Source organism: Lysinibacillus sp. GW821-FHT14F06 (genome assembly GCF_058803665.1).
The window spans coordinates 173,036-187,583 of sequence record NZ_JBXAPF010000005.1; the positions used below are offsets into that span (position 1 = coordinate 173,036).

Annotated in this window: 19 protein-coding genes; all 19 read left to right on the top strand. The window is 37.4% G+C overall.

Annotation, left to right across the window (positions count from 1 at the left end; all coding sequences use genetic code 11):
* Window positions 1–10: 10 nt before the first annotated feature.
* Window positions 11–1,024: a flagellar motor switch protein FliG gene (gene fliG, locus AC1RNS_RS06880; RefSeq protein ID WP_492991580.1), complete on the top strand. Its 1,014-nt coding sequence runs from the start codon at window positions 11–13 to the stop codon at window positions 1,022–1,024.
* The gene (fliH, locus tag AC1RNS_RS06885) at window positions 1,017–1,805 is read left to right on the top strand and encodes a flagellar assembly protein FliH (RefSeq protein ID WP_492991581.1); all 789 of its coding nucleotides are present in this window, start codon (window positions 1,017–1,019) and stop codon (window positions 1,803–1,805) included. The genes fliG and fliH overlap by 8 nt, the downstream gene beginning before the upstream one ends.
* Before the next feature lie 5 nt (window positions 1,806–1,810).
* Window positions 1,811–3,136, top strand: a complete 1,326-nt coding sequence (gene fliI / locus AC1RNS_RS06890; protein WP_427540479.1) for a flagellar protein export ATPase FliI — start codon at window positions 1,811–1,813, stop codon at window positions 3,134–3,136.
* Complete coding sequence (gene fliJ / locus AC1RNS_RS06895) at window positions 3,137–3,586, top strand: flagellar export protein FliJ (RefSeq protein WP_492991582.1); 450 nt, start codon at window positions 3,137–3,139, stop codon at window positions 3,584–3,586. It abuts the gene before it with no gap.
* A gap of 4 nt (window positions 3,587–3,590) precedes the next feature.
* Window positions 3,591–4,199, top strand: a complete 609-nt coding sequence (locus AC1RNS_RS06900) for a MotE family protein (protein WP_492991624.1) — start codon at window positions 3,591–3,593, stop codon at window positions 4,197–4,199.
* 25 nt (window positions 4,200–4,224) lie between these two features.
* Window positions 4,225–5,499: a flagellar hook-length control protein FliK gene (locus AC1RNS_RS06905; protein ID WP_492991583.1), complete on the top strand. Its 1,275-nt coding sequence runs from the start codon at window positions 4,225–4,227 to the stop codon at window positions 5,497–5,499.
* Window positions 5,500–5,501: 2 nt separating this feature from the next.
* Complete coding sequence (flgD, locus tag AC1RNS_RS06910) at window positions 5,502–6,191, top strand: flagellar hook assembly protein FlgD (RefSeq protein ID WP_492991584.1); 690 nt, start codon at window positions 5,502–5,504, stop codon at window positions 6,189–6,191.
* Between the two features lie 15 nt (window positions 6,192–6,206).
* Entirely contained in the window at window positions 6,207–6,578 is a 372-nt protein-coding gene (locus tag AC1RNS_RS06915) for a TIGR02530 family flagellar biosynthesis protein (protein ID WP_492991585.1), read from the top strand.
* A 77-nt stretch (window positions 6,579–6,655) separates the two neighbouring features.
* A complete protein-coding gene (gene flgG, locus AC1RNS_RS06920; RefSeq protein WP_492991586.1) occupies window positions 6,656–7,624 on the top strand; it encodes a flagellar basal body rod protein FlgG in 969 nt (322 codons plus the stop codon).
* A gap of 157 nt (window positions 7,625–7,781) precedes the next feature.
* Complete coding sequence (locus AC1RNS_RS06925; RefSeq protein ID WP_049668748.1) at window positions 7,782–8,003, top strand: flagellar FlbD family protein; 222 nt, start codon at window positions 7,782–7,784, stop codon at window positions 8,001–8,003.
* On the top strand, window positions 7,993–8,421 hold the full coding sequence (gene fliL / locus AC1RNS_RS06930) for a flagellar basal body-associated protein FliL (RefSeq protein WP_427540461.1): 429 nt from the start codon (window positions 7,993–7,995) through the stop codon (window positions 8,419–8,421). The genes AC1RNS_RS06925 and fliL overlap by 11 nt, the downstream gene beginning before the upstream one ends.
* A gap of 32 nt (window positions 8,422–8,453) precedes the next feature.
* Window positions 8,454–9,449, top strand: coding sequence for a flagellar motor switch protein FliM (gene fliM / locus AC1RNS_RS06935; protein ID WP_492991587.1), 996 nt, complete (start codon window positions 8,454–8,456; stop codon window positions 9,447–9,449).
* Complete coding sequence (fliY, locus tag AC1RNS_RS06940) at window positions 9,442–10,662, top strand: flagellar motor switch phosphatase FliY (protein WP_492991588.1); 1,221 nt, start codon at window positions 9,442–9,444, stop codon at window positions 10,660–10,662. Before fliM ends, fliY begins: the two co-directional genes overlap by 8 nt.
* A gap of 21 nt (window positions 10,663–10,683) precedes the next feature.
* Window positions 10,684–11,046: a response regulator gene (locus tag AC1RNS_RS06945; protein ID WP_008180756.1), complete on the top strand. Its 363-nt coding sequence runs from the start codon at window positions 10,684–10,686 to the stop codon at window positions 11,044–11,046.
* A 4-nt stretch (window positions 11,047–11,050) separates the two neighbouring features.
* Window positions 11,051–11,728 carry a flagellar biosynthetic protein FliO gene (locus tag AC1RNS_RS06950; RefSeq protein WP_492991589.1) on the top strand — a complete coding sequence of 226 codons (678 nt, stop codon included), beginning with the start codon at window positions 11,051–11,053 and terminating at the stop codon, window positions 11,726–11,728.
* The gene (fliP, locus tag AC1RNS_RS06955) at window positions 11,725–12,390 is read left to right on the top strand and encodes a flagellar type III secretion system pore protein FliP (RefSeq protein ID WP_492991590.1); all 666 of its coding nucleotides are present in this window, start codon (window positions 11,725–11,727) and stop codon (window positions 12,388–12,390) included. Before AC1RNS_RS06950 ends, fliP begins: the two co-directional genes overlap by 4 nt.
* Before the next feature lie 13 nt (window positions 12,391–12,403).
* Complete coding sequence (gene fliQ / locus AC1RNS_RS06960; RefSeq protein WP_492991591.1) at window positions 12,404–12,673, top strand: flagellar biosynthesis protein FliQ; 270 nt, start codon at window positions 12,404–12,406, stop codon at window positions 12,671–12,673.
* A gap of 4 nt (window positions 12,674–12,677) precedes the next feature.
* A complete protein-coding gene (fliR, locus tag AC1RNS_RS06965) occupies window positions 12,678–13,454 on the top strand; it encodes a flagellar biosynthetic protein FliR (RefSeq protein ID WP_492991592.1) in 777 nt (258 codons plus the stop codon).
* A 1-nt stretch (window position 13,455) separates the two neighbouring features.
* Window positions 13,456–14,544 (top strand): flagellar biosynthesis protein FlhB, encoded by a 1,089-nt coding sequence (gene flhB, locus AC1RNS_RS06970; RefSeq protein WP_492991593.1) that lies wholly within the window; start codon window positions 13,456–13,458, stop codon window positions 14,542–14,544.
* Window positions 14,545–14,548: the final 4 nt, after the last annotated feature.

Here is a 14,548-nt window from a genome sequence, read left to right on the forward strand (position 1 = left end):
AGGTTCGGCTGTGTCCAAGAAAGATAAGGAATTAACCGGAAAACAAAAGGCCGCTCTCTTGTTAATTTCGTTGGGGCCTGAGGTTTCAGCTTCTGTCTATAAACATTTAACAGAGGAAGAGATTGAACGCTTAACATTAGAAATTTCAAGTGTTAAAAAGGTAGAAGCAAACGTTAAAGAAGAGATTATAGAGGAATTTCATAATATTGCACTTGCGCAAGATTATATTACACAAGGCGGTATTGGCTATGCAAAAACAGTATTGGAGAAAGCACTGGGTGTTGAACAAGCACAAACGATTATTAATCGTTTAACATCTTCTTTACAAGTGCGGCCATTTGACTTTGCACGTAGAGCTGACCCGTCGCAAATCTTTAACTTTATTCAAAATGAACATCCACAAACGATTGCCCTCATTCTTTCTTATTTAGAAGCAGGGCAAGCAGGTGTTATTTTATCTTCACTTCCACAAGAGGTGCAGGCAGATATCGCCAAACGTATAGCAATGATGGAGTCCACTTCGCCAGAAGTAATTAGTGAAATTGAGTCTGTCTTAGAGCGTAAATTATCGTCAACAGTTACACAAGATTACACGGAAACTGGTGGTATTGATGCAGTCGTTGAAGTATTAAACGGTGTAGATCGACAAACAGAAAAAACAATTTTGGATGCACTCGAAATTCAAGATCCAGAGCTTGCAGAGGAAATCAAAAAACGTATGTTTGTATTCGAGGATATTGTTACACTCGACAACCGTTCGATTCAGCGTGTTATTCGTGATTGTGAAAATGAAGACTTATTACTATCTATGAAAGTTTCAAGTGAGGAAGTGAAGGACATTATCTTCCGTAATATGTCACAACGTATGGCTGAAACCTTCAAAGAAGAAATGGAGATTATGGGACCTGTACGTTTACGTGATGTAGAGGAAGCACAATCTCGAATTGTTGCAGTGATTCGTCGCTTAGAGGATGCTGGTGAGATTATTATTGCACGTGGTGGAGGAGATGACGTCATTGTCTAGAATCATCCGTTCTATCTATACAGAGTCCAATGGCGATAATGTTAAAACGATAAAAATTCGTGATATGTTTGAAATACCCGAAATTGAAGGGGAAGAAACACCATTACAAAAACAAATTACGATTGAAGAAATTCTCGAAGAGAGAGACCGTGTATTGACAGAAGCGAGAGCCGAATTGCAGGCAGAACGTGAAGCTTTTGAACAGGAGAAGCAAATGTTCTATCAGGAAATTGAGCATCTAAAGCATAACTGGGAGGAAGAACGCCCTAATCGCGTGCAAGAGGCATATGATGAAGGATTTGGCCAAGGATATGAAGATGGGACAAACAAGGCGAATGAAGCGATGATGCAATCTCTCCAAACTGCCAATGAGGTCATCATACATGCTAAGGAAAATGCACGGAAATATATTGAGGATCAAGAGGCAGTCATATTAGAGCTGGGCTTAACAGCAGCAGAGCGAATTATTGATGCATCCTTGGAGCGTGAAAATGAATTATTTGTTTCTATCGTTCGCAGAGGACTTAAAGAAGCAAGAGAAATGAAAGAAATAAAAATTTATGTTTCACCGAACTACTATGCATTAATTACTGCAAATCGTGATGAATTAGCTGAAATGTTTCCAACTGATGTCCCATTCATGATTTTTGTTAATGAAGACTTAGAAAATGAAACAGATTGTTTTATCGAAACAAATCATGGTCGAATTGTTGTCAGCATTGATGAACAATTGAATGAATTAAGATTAAAACTCTATGAAATATTAGAAAGTAAGGAATGATCTAGATGAAAACGGCTCAATTAATCGAACAAATTCCTCATATATCAACCTTTAAAAAGTTTGGTAGGGTTACTCGAGTTGTCGGCTTAATGATTGAGTCCCAAGGTCCAGATAGTTCCATTGGCGATGTTTGTAAAATTCATGTGGAGACTTCAAAAAATGGTCATCAAATCATACTGGCAGAGGTGGTTGGTTTTAAGGATGAAATAGTTGTCTTAATGCCTTTTACCTCTCTGCGAGAAATTTCAATTGGATGCTTAGTTGAAGGGACTGGAGCACCACTTGAAGTAAAAGTAGGACCCGAGCTAATTGGTAAAGTACTAGATTCAATGGGAAATCCTATTGATGGAACAGTGTTGCCAAAGGGATTATTAACGGTTCCAACTGAGCAGGATCCACCAAATCCACTGACACGTCCACCAATAGATGAAAGGCTTGAAGTGGGCGTAAAGGCAATAGATGGTATGCTGACAGTCGGGAATGGTCAACGTGTTGGTATATTTGCTGGTTCTGGTGTAGGGAAAAGTACCTTGCTGGGCATGATTGCACGAAATACACAAGCTGATTTAAATGTTATTGCACTGATCGGAGAACGTGGTCGTGAAGTACGTGAGTTTATAGAACGTGATTTAGGATCCGAGGGTTTAAAACGTTCAATCGTTGTTGCTGCCACTTCTGACCAACCTGCACTCATGCGTATTAAAGGAGCTTTTACCGCAACTGCCATTGCAGAGTATTTTAGAAACCGTGGTTTAAATGTCATGTTGATGATGGACTCTGTCACTCGTGTTGCGATGGCGCAGCGTGAAATTGGTCTTGCTACTGGCGAACCACCAGCTCAAAAAGGCTATACGCCATCGGTGTTTGCCATTTTACCTAAACTGTTAGAACGTACAGGAACGAATGAAAATGGTTCTATTACAGCCTTCTATACAGTATTAGTAGATGGGGATGATATGAATGAACCGATTGCAGATACTGTACGAGGGATTTTAGATGGTCATATTGTGCTTGATCGGAACCTTGCCAATAAAGGTCAATATCCAGCCATCAATGTTTTAAAAAGCGTTAGCCGTTTGATGAATCATGTGGCAGAACCAGAGCATAAAAAGGCAGCAGAACGATTAAGAGAGCTTTATTATACATATGACAAATCAGAGGATTTAATCAATATCGGTGCATACAAACGCGGCACATCCAAAGAAATCGATGAAGCCATCTATTATGAGCCTCTAATAACAGCATATCTTAAGCAAGGTTATTTAGATAAAGTGACTCTTATTGAAAGTATGAATGAGTTAATTACATTATCGAACGGTGGTGGAAAATAAATGGTGAATTATTTATATCGTTTTGAAAAAGTGTTAACCATTCGTGAACAAGAAAAAAATGAAACAGAAATAGCTTATAAAGAATCAGTTCGTTCTTTTGAAGAAATAGCAACTAAGCTGTATGAACTGTTGAAAAAGAAAGAGGATTTAATTGACTTTCAACAAGAGCGCTTAGCTGTTGGCTCATCTATAGATGAGATTCATCATTATGCAAGATTTATTGATAGCCTCGAAAAAACAATTGTAGATGTACAACAGAAGGTAGTGCAAGCACGTTCAAAAATGAATTGGTACGAAGAAAAACTGTTAGAAAAAAACTTGGAAGTACGTAAATTTGAAAAAATGCGAGAAAAGGATTTTAAGTTATTCCAGCAGGAGCAAGATCGGATTGAAGGTATTTTCTTAGATGAAATTTCAACCCTTACGTATAACAAGAGAGAAATCAGGTGATTTCATGGCGAAAAAGGAAAATCGACTTTCAGTAGAATTAGCAGAGCAACAACCAAAGCGTAAATCAGGAGGCTTGAGAAAATTTTTCACCTGGTTTGTCATACCTATTATGTTTGTGGTAGCCGTGTTACTTGTTGTAGCAACGCTAATGAATACGAATGTCTTTGATTTAGGAAAGAAAGCTTTTGAAAGCTTGCCATTTGTTCCTTCACAAGAACAACAGGCAAAAGATGCAGTCGTTAACAATGATTCAAAACTTGTAAATCTACAAGCGGAAATACAGGAAAAAGAAGCTGAAATTGCACAGCTACAAAAGAAATTGGATACTACAACGACTGAAAAGGAAAAATTATTGACAGAAAAAGAGCAGCTCCAATTTGAAATTGAAAAACTAAATAGAGAACAAAGCGATGCAAAGCGAGATTTTAATGATATTTTAGTAACATTCGATAAAATGTCTCCTAAAGCTGCAGCACCCGTGTTAATCAAAATGAGTGATGCTGAGGCTCTTCGTATTTTAACAAATTTAAAGCCAGATAAATTAGCAGCTATTCTAGAAAAAATGAGTCCAGAGAATGCTGCGAAATATACAGAAATGATGGCTAAGCAATAACACACATGAAAGGAGGTGAAAAAAGATGGATGTAGCAATGATGCAAATGATATCCAAAGCAATACCACCTAAAACAGCAGCTACTGCTACAAATGGTGGTTCTGATGTTAAAGCTAGTGGAGGGTCAAAAAATGATAACCTATCTGCATTTGGCTCAGTTTTTGGACAAATTATGTCTGCTTCAAATCAAACAACTCAGCCTGCACAACCAACAGCAACAGGAGAGATTGCTCAGTTAGCAGCTGTTCTTAACGCTGAATCAATTGAGGAAGTACTTGACTTACTAGATATTCCACATGATGATGGTCTGTTAATGCTTCAAATTGGTGAGGATGATAAAGCTGTTGCGATTGATGAAATGCTCAATCTTGAGAATTTAATGGATGCATTAGGCATTGATTCTGAACAGCTTCAAAATTTAGTACAGAAGTTGCTAGGTGAAGATAAAGAAGCAAAGGATGTTTGGGAGCTTTTAGCATTAGTAGACGTTCAGGCACCTGTACTACAGGCACAAGTGGTTACTGCTTTACAGGGTGAAGGACAGGTTACACCAAAAGAGGCAACGCAATTACTTCAAGTATTAAAATTAGCACAATTAGTTGGACAAAAAACAGATTTAACAGCTCCACAAGAAAACGTGCTGACAAATATTAAAAGCCTTTTAACAGTGTTACAAACGAATGTAGAGACAATTCAAACTACACCACAGGTAACAACAAAAACAACTGTAACTCTTCCATTGCAGGGTTTTCAGAATGTGATACAGCAGGTTCAGGTAACAAAGCAGACTGACACAAGCGCCAATGAAATGGTAACGGCCAATACAGTGCAAACAAAAGCAGATACATTCCAAGTAACGTTGCCAGCAGCGAAACCTGCACAGTCTGAGGCATTATTAAAAGAGATGCAAGCTATCATGAATAAAGCTCAAATATCGAATGCGCAGGGTATTACACGTTTAACATTGAAATTGTATCCTGAGAATTTAGGAACAATTCGAATTGAACTAGTGCAGAATGATGGAGTCCTAACAGCTCGACTGCTTGCTTCAACAGCACATGGACGAGAATTACTGGATAGTCAAGCTCATCAGTTAAAGCAAGCATTTGTTCAGCAAAATATCCAAATTGAGCGTCTAGATATTGCTCAATCGCTACAGGATGCAGATCGTCAACAAAGAGATCAAAGCTTCTTTAGTAATTTCTTTAAGCAGCAACAGCAAGAAGAACAGGAGCAAAGCAGCGAAGATGACGATGAAGGCAAATCCTTTAGTGATTATCTAATAAACGAGGAGGTGTAAGTATGGCAGATGCAACAACAAAAACTGTAAATAAAACAATAACTGATGATTTATACTATTCTAATTATCAAAAACCAACAAGGCAAACTGGAAATAGTGAACTTGGTAAAGATGCCTTTCTACAATTATTAATTACTCAGTTACAACATCAGGATCCAACAAATCCAATGGATGACCGAGAATTTATCTCTCAAATGGCTCAGTTCTCTTCGTTAGAACAAATGCAAAACATGACAAAAGCAATGGAATCATTACTTGCTTCACAGCAACAAACACAACTTATGAATTATTCAACATTTATAGGTAAAGAAATAAAGTGGCATGAACTAACTGAACAAAAGGATGAAAAAGGAGATTTTATTGTCAATGAAGGAACAGGGATTATCGAATCACTTAAATTTGTTGATGGCGATGTAGTCTTCAAATTAACTGATGGAAAAGAAATAACTCCTGGTAATATCTCAGCTATTTTAAATGGCTCAACAGCAAATTCAAACGGTAATAATTCTGTTACAGAATCGCCACTTGTACAAGCAAGCAAATTGATTGGTAAAAATGTTACTTATAAAGACGGAGAACAAGAACTGCAAGGACGTATCGTTTCTGTTACAAATAAAGATGGCATTATACAATATATATTAGATAATGACAAAAGGTTAACAGATAAGGATTTTACAGTAATAAGCGAATAAAGGTGGAGAATAATGATGGATAAATTTTCAATTCATCGTGTACCATTGCATCCATCTATTCGCCAAACACAGCCCTCGCCAATAAAATCGCAGCAATCGTTTCAAGCTCATTTACAGGAGGCTACCAAACAACAAGAACTAAAAGTGAGCAAGCATGCCCAAGAACGTATTATTGAGCGTAAAATAGCGATTTCTGATCAAGAATGGCAGGTTGTATCAGACAAGGTATTTGAGGCACATTCAAAAGGTGTCAAACAACCATTAGTCTTGATGGATCAAGCGGCTTTAATTGTCAGTGCTAAAAATGCTACTGTCATTACAGCAATGGATCGCACGGAGGCAAAGCAACAATTATTTACAAATATTGATGGCACCATTGTGCTTTAAGGGCTGGACCTTAATTGGAAGCCTAGTGTGCTGAATGATAGACGCACACAATTTAAAATGAAGGGAGAACGGCATTTATGTTACGTTCTATGTATTCAGGTATTTCAGGTCTTAAAAACTTCCAAACTAAATTAGATGTTATTGGAAATAATATCGCTAATGTTAACACACATGGCTTTAAAAAAGGTCGTGTGGTATTTAAAGATCTTATGTCCCAAACAACATCAGGTGCTTCTTCACCAACAGCTACTCGTGGAGGAACGAATCCAATTCAAGTTGGTCTCGGTTCAACGCTTGCTACGATAGATACAGTTCATGGCTCCGGATCACGTCAAAATACATTTAGGGGACTTGACCTTGCCATTCAAGGTGAGGGATTCTTTATGGTAGCTGATGGAACTGCACCAAATGATGATGGAGTTATTGAAGAAACTGGAGAAGAAGCATTTAGCAATATTCTATATACTCGTGCAGGGAATTTCTATATGGATGAAAATGGGTATATTGTCAACTCAGAAGGGAAATATTTAGTTGGTGTAAGAGCAGATGATTATTCTGTAGACGCAAATAATGATAACGGTGTTGTGTTAGACGACAAGCCAGATGTTTCTGGTACAGACGGTGAGAATTTAATGGTGGATGGTGTACTAGAACCAAATGAAGGTGAAATAGGAACTATTCGAATTCCTACTACTGCTCAATCATTTAGTATTGGTAATGATGGTTCAATTACTTATATTGATTTTAATGGACAGCCAAAATTTGCAGGCCAAATTATTATGTCTAAATTTCCTAATGCTGGTGGTCTAGAAAAAGTGGGTAGTAATTATTTCCAAGCTACTACGAACTCAGGTGCACCGTATGCTCAAGTAGCAACAGTAGCAGGAATGGGAACAATTGCTCCGGGAGCATTAGAAATGTCTAACGTTGATTTATCAGAAGAATTTACTGAGATGATTGTGGCACAGCGTGGTTTCCAAGCAAATACTCGTATCATTACAACATCTGATGAAATACTTCAAGAGCTAGTAAACTTAAAACGATAGACTAAAATAGTTTTAATTTTGTATGCTTTATTTGTTAAGAAATACTTACTAACGCATATATTACTAGGATATGAATACGGCATTCAGATTTATCAAAACATAATTTCATATGAGGGAGGGTCGGGCCGGCTCTCACGCTAGACCCGGCCCTATTTCAATGATTGAACTAACACGTCTAAATGGCAAAGCATTCACATTGAATGCTTTATACATAGAAACGGTCGAATCTTTTCCAGATACGACTATAACATTAACGACTGGAACCAAAATCATTGTTTTACAGAGTGAAGATGAGGTGCGACAAAAGGTAACCGCCTTTTATAAAAATATACAAATACTATCAAACCCGCATCTACGAGGTGAAGAAGATGAAGAATAACAAAATGTTGACGATGATTATTATCGTACTAGTAGCAATCATACTTATCGGGGGTATTGCGTTTGTATTGCTTACCCAATTTAATAAGCCAGCTGGATCGCTTGAACCATCGATTGATGACATCGTAAAAGCTTCTGTAGAGGTTCCAGAAATAACGACAAATCTAGCTGATAACAGAGTTGTACGCTTTTCGTTAAAAATTCAAACATCAAGTGAAGATGCAGCTAAAGAATTAACGAAACGTATGTTCCAGGTGCAAGATATTGTTATTCAGGAGCTTTCCGAAATGGAGCAAAAAGATTTAGAAGGTAAGCAAGGTAAACAAATTTTCCAAAAATCATTAAAAACCCGAATAAATGAATTGATGCAAGAGGGAGAAGTTCAGGAGATTTATTTTACCTCCTTTATTACTTCATAAAACGAAAAACTGCTTGAAATGGAGGTGGGCAAATGGCAGGAGATGTGTTATCTCAATCCGAGATAGATGCGCTGCTTTCCGCAATATCAACTGGGGAAATGTCAGCGGACGACATAAAGAAAGAGGACGAGGGGCGCAAGGTTAAGGTCTATGATTTTAAACGAGCACTTCGATTCTCCAAAGATCAAATCCGAAGTTTGACCCGAATACATGAAAATTTTGCACGACTACTGACAACCTTCTTTTCTGCACAGCTGAGAAGCTATGTGCAGATAACGGTTGCATCAGTGGACCAAATACCATTTGAAGAGTTTGTACGTTCGATTCCGAATATGACGCTCATTAATGTGTTTGAAGTGCCGCCATTAGATGGTAATATATTGATGGAAATAAATCCGAATATCGCCTACTCCATGCTAGATCGTTTAATGGGCGGTAGTGGGTCAAGTCATAGTAATGTGGATAATTTAACAGAAATTGAAACAAAGATTATGACTAACCTATTTGAACGTTCATTTGATAATTTACGTGAAGCGTGGGAAAATGTTGCGGAAATTGATCCGATTTTAGTGGAGCTTGAGGTGAATCCTCAATTTTTACAAATGATTTCACCCAATGAAACAGTTGTAGTCATTTCCTTAAATACGATTATCGGTGAAACAAGTGGCATGATTAATATTTGTATTCCGCATGTCGTACTGGAACCAATTGTTCCAAATCTTTCTGTTCGTTACTGGATGCAAACAAATACGAAAGAGATGTCTCCAGAACAAACAAAAATGCTTGAAACACGTGTTAAACAAGCACAATTACCACTTACCGTTGAATTAGGTAATACAGATATCACGATTGAGGATTTCCTGACAATGCAAGTTGGGGATGTCATACAGTTAGATCAAAAATTCGAAAATCCTTTAATGTTAAAAGTAGGAACATTACCGAAATTTACTGTTCAACCAGGTAAGCAAGGCAAAAAATTAGCAATCCAAATTATCGACCCTTTGAAAGGAGGAGACGAAGATGAGTGATGAAATGCTCTCCCAAGAAGAAATTGAAGCGTTATTAAGGGGCGAGACGTTGGAAGATAAAAACAGCGGCTCTGAAGCTTCTACAATTGATGATATGAATGATATACGAGTAGAGGATTATCTCGATTCGTTTGCCCAAGATGCATTAGGTGAGGTAGGTAATATATCTTTTGGTAGCTCTGCTACAGCACTTTCAGCGTTGTTAGGTCAAAAAGTAGATATTACTACCCCAAGTATTTCAATGATTAACCGCAATAAGTTAGAAGAGGAATTTCCTCATCCTTATGTGGCAGTCCAAGTTGAATATACGATTGGTTTAACAGGTATGAATTTACTTGTTATTAAACAATCTGATGCAGCGATTATTGCTGATTTAATGTTAGGCGGAGATGGTTTAAATCCAAAACCAGACTTAGGTGAGATTCAGTTAAGTGCTGTTCAAGAAGCTATGAACCAAATGATGGGTTCTGCGGCTACGTCCATGTCGACTGTATTCAACAAAAAAGTGGATATTTCTCCACCAACAATTGATTTAATGAATATTTCTCAAAATGAAGGGCGAGAAAATATTCCAGAAGATGATCTGCTTGTAAAAGTATCCTTCAGATTACGTATTGGTAATTTAATTGATTCAAATTTAATGCAATTATTACCACTTAAATTTAGTCAAAATATTGTTAAGTCACTTTTAGGAGAAACACAAACAATAGAAGAACCTGTAGCTGCGACGATTGCACCTGAAGCACCAGTAGCGCCACCGCCAATGCAACCACAAGCGCCAGCAACACCACCAGCACAGCCAGTTTATCAACAGCAGGAGGCGCCAGTACAGCAGCAACCAATGTATCAAGAGCAACAACAAATCCCTTATGCAACAAGACCTGTTCAGCCTGTCAATGTTCAACAAGCGCAGTTTGCTAGTTTTGATACGAATGTAATCTCGCAATCTGAAGCTAGAAATTTAAATATGCTACTTGATATTCCATTGCAAGTTACTGTAGAGTTAGGACGTACGAAACGTTCTGTAAAAGAGATATTAGAACTATCTAGTGGTTCGATTATTGAACTGGATAAATTAGCTGGTGAACCAGTTGATATTTTAGTAAATAGCCGTTTAATCGCTAAAGGTGAAGTCGTTGTTATTGATGAAAACTTCGGTGTCCGCATTACAGATGTTTTAAGTCAAGCAGAGCGTTTAAATAATTTAAGATAGTTTCAATTGGAGGAGTTAACCATGTCTAAAAGAATTTTGATTGTAGACGACGCTGCATTTATGCGCATGATGATCAAGGATATTTTATCGAAAAATGGATTTGAAGTGGTTGGAGAGGCAGCTGATGGTTTACAAGCTGTCGAAAAGTACAATGAACTGAAGCCAGATTTAGTAACAATGGATATTACAATGCCGGAAATGGACGGCATTGCTGCTCTTAAAGCAATTAAGGGCTCAGATCCAAGTGCAACTGTAATCATGTGTTCAGCAATGGGGCAACAAGCAATGGTAATCGATGCAATTCAAGCAGGTGCGAAAGACTTTATCGTAAAGCCTTTCCAAGCTGATCGTGTAATTGAAGCGATTCAAAAAGCTCTAGGATGATTGCATGCAAATGTTAAAATCATTTCGTCTAACGATGATTTTTGCATTTCTTGTACCCTTCCTATTTTTGTACCCTGCACCTGCTTCTGTCTTCGCTGAATCTAACACAGGCAGTGTCGATGATTGCATCAATAAAACAGAAGCATGTAAAGAAGATACTGATCCAGCTGCTCCGCAAGATTCAAAAGTATCAGCAGCTGGAGATATATCTGCATGGGAATACATAAAAATGGTTTTGGCGCTTATTTTTGTTGTAGCTTTATTTTATGGATTAATGAAGTTTTTAAATAAAAGAAATTTAAACTTTCAACGTAATCAATTGGTACAAAATTTAGGCGGTTTATCGTTAGGTGCACAAAAGTCAGTGCAGTTATTACAAGTAGGGAAAACACTCTATTTAGTTGGGGTTGGCGAGGATGTTCAGCTGTTACGTGAAATTACTGATCCTGAAGAAGTTGCAGCACTTTTAGCACTTTATAATGAACGACAAGAACTTGCAGCAACATCACCGTATATTGCAGAAGTATTTTCAAAGTTTAAGAGAAAAAATAATGGGAGTTCATCCATAGAGCAAGGAAAAGACTCATTTGGTGAGCTATTTGAAAAAAAGATATCCGAAATTAAACAGGAGCGAAATGAAGAACTGGAGAGATGGAAGCAAAAGGAGAATGATGATAAATGAATGATGCAATCAGTATTTTGTCCAACAGCGACCCGACAAATGTCTCCAATTCTGTGAAGCTCCTTTTACTGTTAACGGTTCTCTCACTGGCACCAAGTATATTGATTTTGATGACTTCGTTTACACGAATTGTTATTGTCTTATCATTTGTTCGAACTGCGTTGGCGACTCAGCAAATGCCGCCAAACCAAGTCATTGTTGGTCTTTCTTTATTTTTAACTTTCTTTATCATGGCTCCGACATTCCAAGAGGTTAACAAAGAGGCATTGCAGCCTTTATTTTCTGAAGAAATTGGGCTTGAGGAAGCTTATGATCGTGCCAGTGTGCCTTTTAAGGAGTTTATGAGTAAGCATACAAGGCAAAAGGATCTTGATTTGTTTTTAACATACAATCAGGCGGAAAAACCTGCATCGTTAGAAGAAATTCCGTTAACAATGCTTGTACCTGCTTTTGCATTAAGTGAGATTAAAACCGCTTTCCAAATTGGTTTTATGATTTTTATTCCATTTCTAGTCATCGATATGATAGTTGCAAGTACGCTTATGTCGATGGGGATGATGATGTTACCACCGGTTATGATTTCATTACCGTTTAAGATTTTATTATTTGTTCTCGTTGATGGTTGGTATCTCGTGATGAAATCATTACTACAAAGTTTTTAGGGGATGATACAGTATGACAGGTGAATTGGTTATTTCAATTGCAGAGCGTGCCATTATGGTTATCCTTCTAACAAGCGGTCCACTACTCTTAGTTGCACTAATTTCAGGTTTAGCGGTAAGTATTTTTCAAGCAACAACTTCGATTCAAGAGCAAACATTAGCATTTGTTCCAAAAATCATCGCTGTATTAGTGGCCATTGTATTTTTCGGGCCATGGATGTTATCCCAGGTGACAAACTATGCGAGAGATATTTTTGAGAATTTAACGCGTTATATAGGGTGAGTAGATGAATGAATTAATTCCGCACTTTACGGTTTTCTTGTTAGTGCTTGTGCGTGTATCAGCATTTTTTGTTACGGTTCCTTTCTTCTCGTACAGAACGATTCCACCACAAGTCAAAATAACTCTCGCACTCGTTTTAGCTTGGATGATGTATTATACGATAGACGTCGAGCCATTAGCCTTTAATGGTGATTACATACTGTTAGTGATGAAAGAAGCCCTCATAGGACTGTTACTTGGTCTAGTAGGCTATATCATCATGTCGGCAATTCAAATAGCCGGAAGCTTTATTGATTTTCAAATGGGATTTGCTATCGCCAATATAATTGACCCGCAAACTGGTGCACAAAGTCCTTTAATTGGTCAATTTTTTAATATGTTAGCAATCCTCTTACTATTAGCCATTAATGGACATCATATGATTCTAGATGGCATCTATTATAGTTATCAATTTTTACCGATAGATCAAGGATTTCCTCATTTCTCGAGTGACAATTATATAACGTTTATTATTACAACATTTACAGCTGTTTTTGCTATTGCCTTTCAAATGGCTGCGCCTGTAGTAGCAACATTGTTTTTAGTTGATTTAGCGCTTGGTATTACTGCTAAAACAGTCCCGCAGTTAAACATTTTTGTAGTCGGTTTTGCTATTAAAATTGGTGTAAGTTTTCTAGTGTTATTTACAATGATGGCTGTCATGATTCAGGTTATCCAAAAGCTGATTAGTATCATGATTTATGCAATGCGAGATTTTATGGCAATTTTAGGTGGTGGATAAAATGAAGCTACTACTAGACTTAGATTTACAATATTTTTCTGGAGAAAAGACGGAAAAGGCGACACCTAAAAAACGTCAAGATGCACGAAAAAAGGGTCAGGTTGTCAAAAGTCAGGATATTTCCAGTGCAATTGTCATGCTCATGGTCTTTATCTTCTTATTCTTCTTCGCAGGTTCAATGCGAGACGATTTATTGGCCTTTTTCAGACAAACTTTCATTCATAATATACACGTAGAAACTCTAACGATTGAAAGTGTCATGCATTTATTTATAGAAATGTTGGTGGAGATGGCTTATATCGTTGTTCCAATTATGGCAATAGCCTTTGTAGGAGCATTAGCAGGTAACTTTCTACAATTTGGTTTTTTATTTACTTTAGAGCCTATGAAATTTGATTTAACGAAGATGGATCCAATCAAGGGATTAAAAAAAATATTTTCAGTTAAGGCCATTGTAGAGCTGATTAAATCCGTATTAAAGATTGGCTTTATCGGTGGCGTTACGACAATTATTGTATGGACTAATTTGCCAGAGGTTTTGGCATTATCCTTTAAAAGCCCTGGAATTACGCTTATTACAGTGGGCAAGCTTGTAGGAATCATGGGAATTGCAGCTTCTCTCGTCCTGCTCTGTGTATCCATTTTAGATTGGATGTACCAAAAACATGATTATGAAAAAAATCTTAAAATGTCTAAGCAAGATATTAAAGATGAATATAAAAATAGTGAGGGTGACCCGCTAATTAAATCAAAAATCAAACAGCGTCAACGCGAAATGGCGATGCGTCGTATGATGTCGGAAATTCCTAGCGCGGATGTTGTCATTACAAACCCTACGCACTATGCAATTGCTCTCAAATATGATGAGAATAATATGGATGCTCCTCGTATTGTGGCGAAGGGGACAGACTTTATCGCTCAAAAGATTAAACTGATTGCTAAAGAACATGATGTCATTATGGTTGAAAATAGACCATTGGCACGAGCAATGTATGATCAGGTAGAAGTTGGCGATCAAGTACCAGACGAGTTTTTCAAAGCAGTGGCAGAAGTGCTTGCTTATGTATATCGAATTAAGCGGAAAATTTAAAGTT

Excerpts from the sequence above, each read along its gene's own strand:
- fliY (WP_492991588.1), top strand. The coding sequence starts at position 9,442 with ATGAGTGATGAAATGCTCTCCCAAGAAGAAATTGAAGCGTTATTAAGG.
- AC1RNS_RS06945 (WP_008180756.1), top strand. The coding sequence starts at position 10,684 with ATGTCTAAAAGAATTTTGATTGTAGACGACGCTGCATTTATGCGCATG.
- AC1RNS_RS06905 (WP_492991583.1), top strand. The coding sequence starts at position 4,225 with ATGGATGTAGCAATGATGCAAATGATATCCAAAGCAATACCACCTAAA.
- fliQ (WP_492991591.1), top strand. The coding sequence starts at position 12,404 with ATGACAGGTGAATTGGTTATTTCAATTGCAGAGCGTGCCATTATGGTT.
- flgD (WP_492991584.1), top strand. The coding sequence starts at position 5,502 with ATGGCAGATGCAACAACAAAAACTGTAAATAAAACAATAACTGATGAT.
- flhB (WP_492991593.1), top strand. The coding sequence starts at position 13,456 with ATGAAGCTACTACTAGACTTAGATTTACAATATTTTTCTGGAGAAAAG.
- flgG (WP_492991586.1), top strand. The coding sequence starts at position 6,656 with ATGTTACGTTCTATGTATTCAGGTATTTCAGGTCTTAAAAACTTCCAA.
- AC1RNS_RS06915 (WP_492991585.1), top strand. The coding sequence starts at position 6,207 with ATGGATAAATTTTCAATTCATCGTGTACCATTGCATCCATCTATTCGC.
- AC1RNS_RS06925 (WP_049668748.1), top strand. The coding sequence starts at position 7,782 with ATGATTGAACTAACACGTCTAAATGGCAAAGCATTCACATTGAATGCT.
- fliL (WP_427540461.1), top strand. The coding sequence starts at position 7,993 with ATGAAGAATAACAAAATGTTGACGATGATTATTATCGTACTAGTAGCA.
- fliI (WP_427540479.1), top strand. The coding sequence starts at position 1,811 with ATGAAAACGGCTCAATTAATCGAACAAATTCCTCATATATCAACCTTT.
- fliM (WP_492991587.1), top strand. The coding sequence starts at position 8,454 with ATGGCAGGAGATGTGTTATCTCAATCCGAGATAGATGCGCTGCTTTCC.
- AC1RNS_RS06950 (WP_492991589.1), top strand. The coding sequence starts at position 11,051 with ATGCAAATGTTAAAATCATTTCGTCTAACGATGATTTTTGCATTTCTT.
- AC1RNS_RS06900 (WP_492991624.1), top strand. The coding sequence starts at position 3,591 with ATGGCGAAAAAGGAAAATCGACTTTCAGTAGAATTAGCAGAGCAACAA.
- fliJ (WP_492991582.1), top strand. The coding sequence starts at position 3,137 with ATGGTGAATTATTTATATCGTTTTGAAAAAGTGTTAACCATTCGTGAA.
- fliR (WP_492991592.1), top strand. The coding sequence starts at position 12,678 with ATGAATGAATTAATTCCGCACTTTACGGTTTTCTTGTTAGTGCTTGTG.
- fliP (WP_492991590.1), top strand. The coding sequence starts at position 11,725 with ATGAATGATGCAATCAGTATTTTGTCCAACAGCGACCCGACAAATGTC.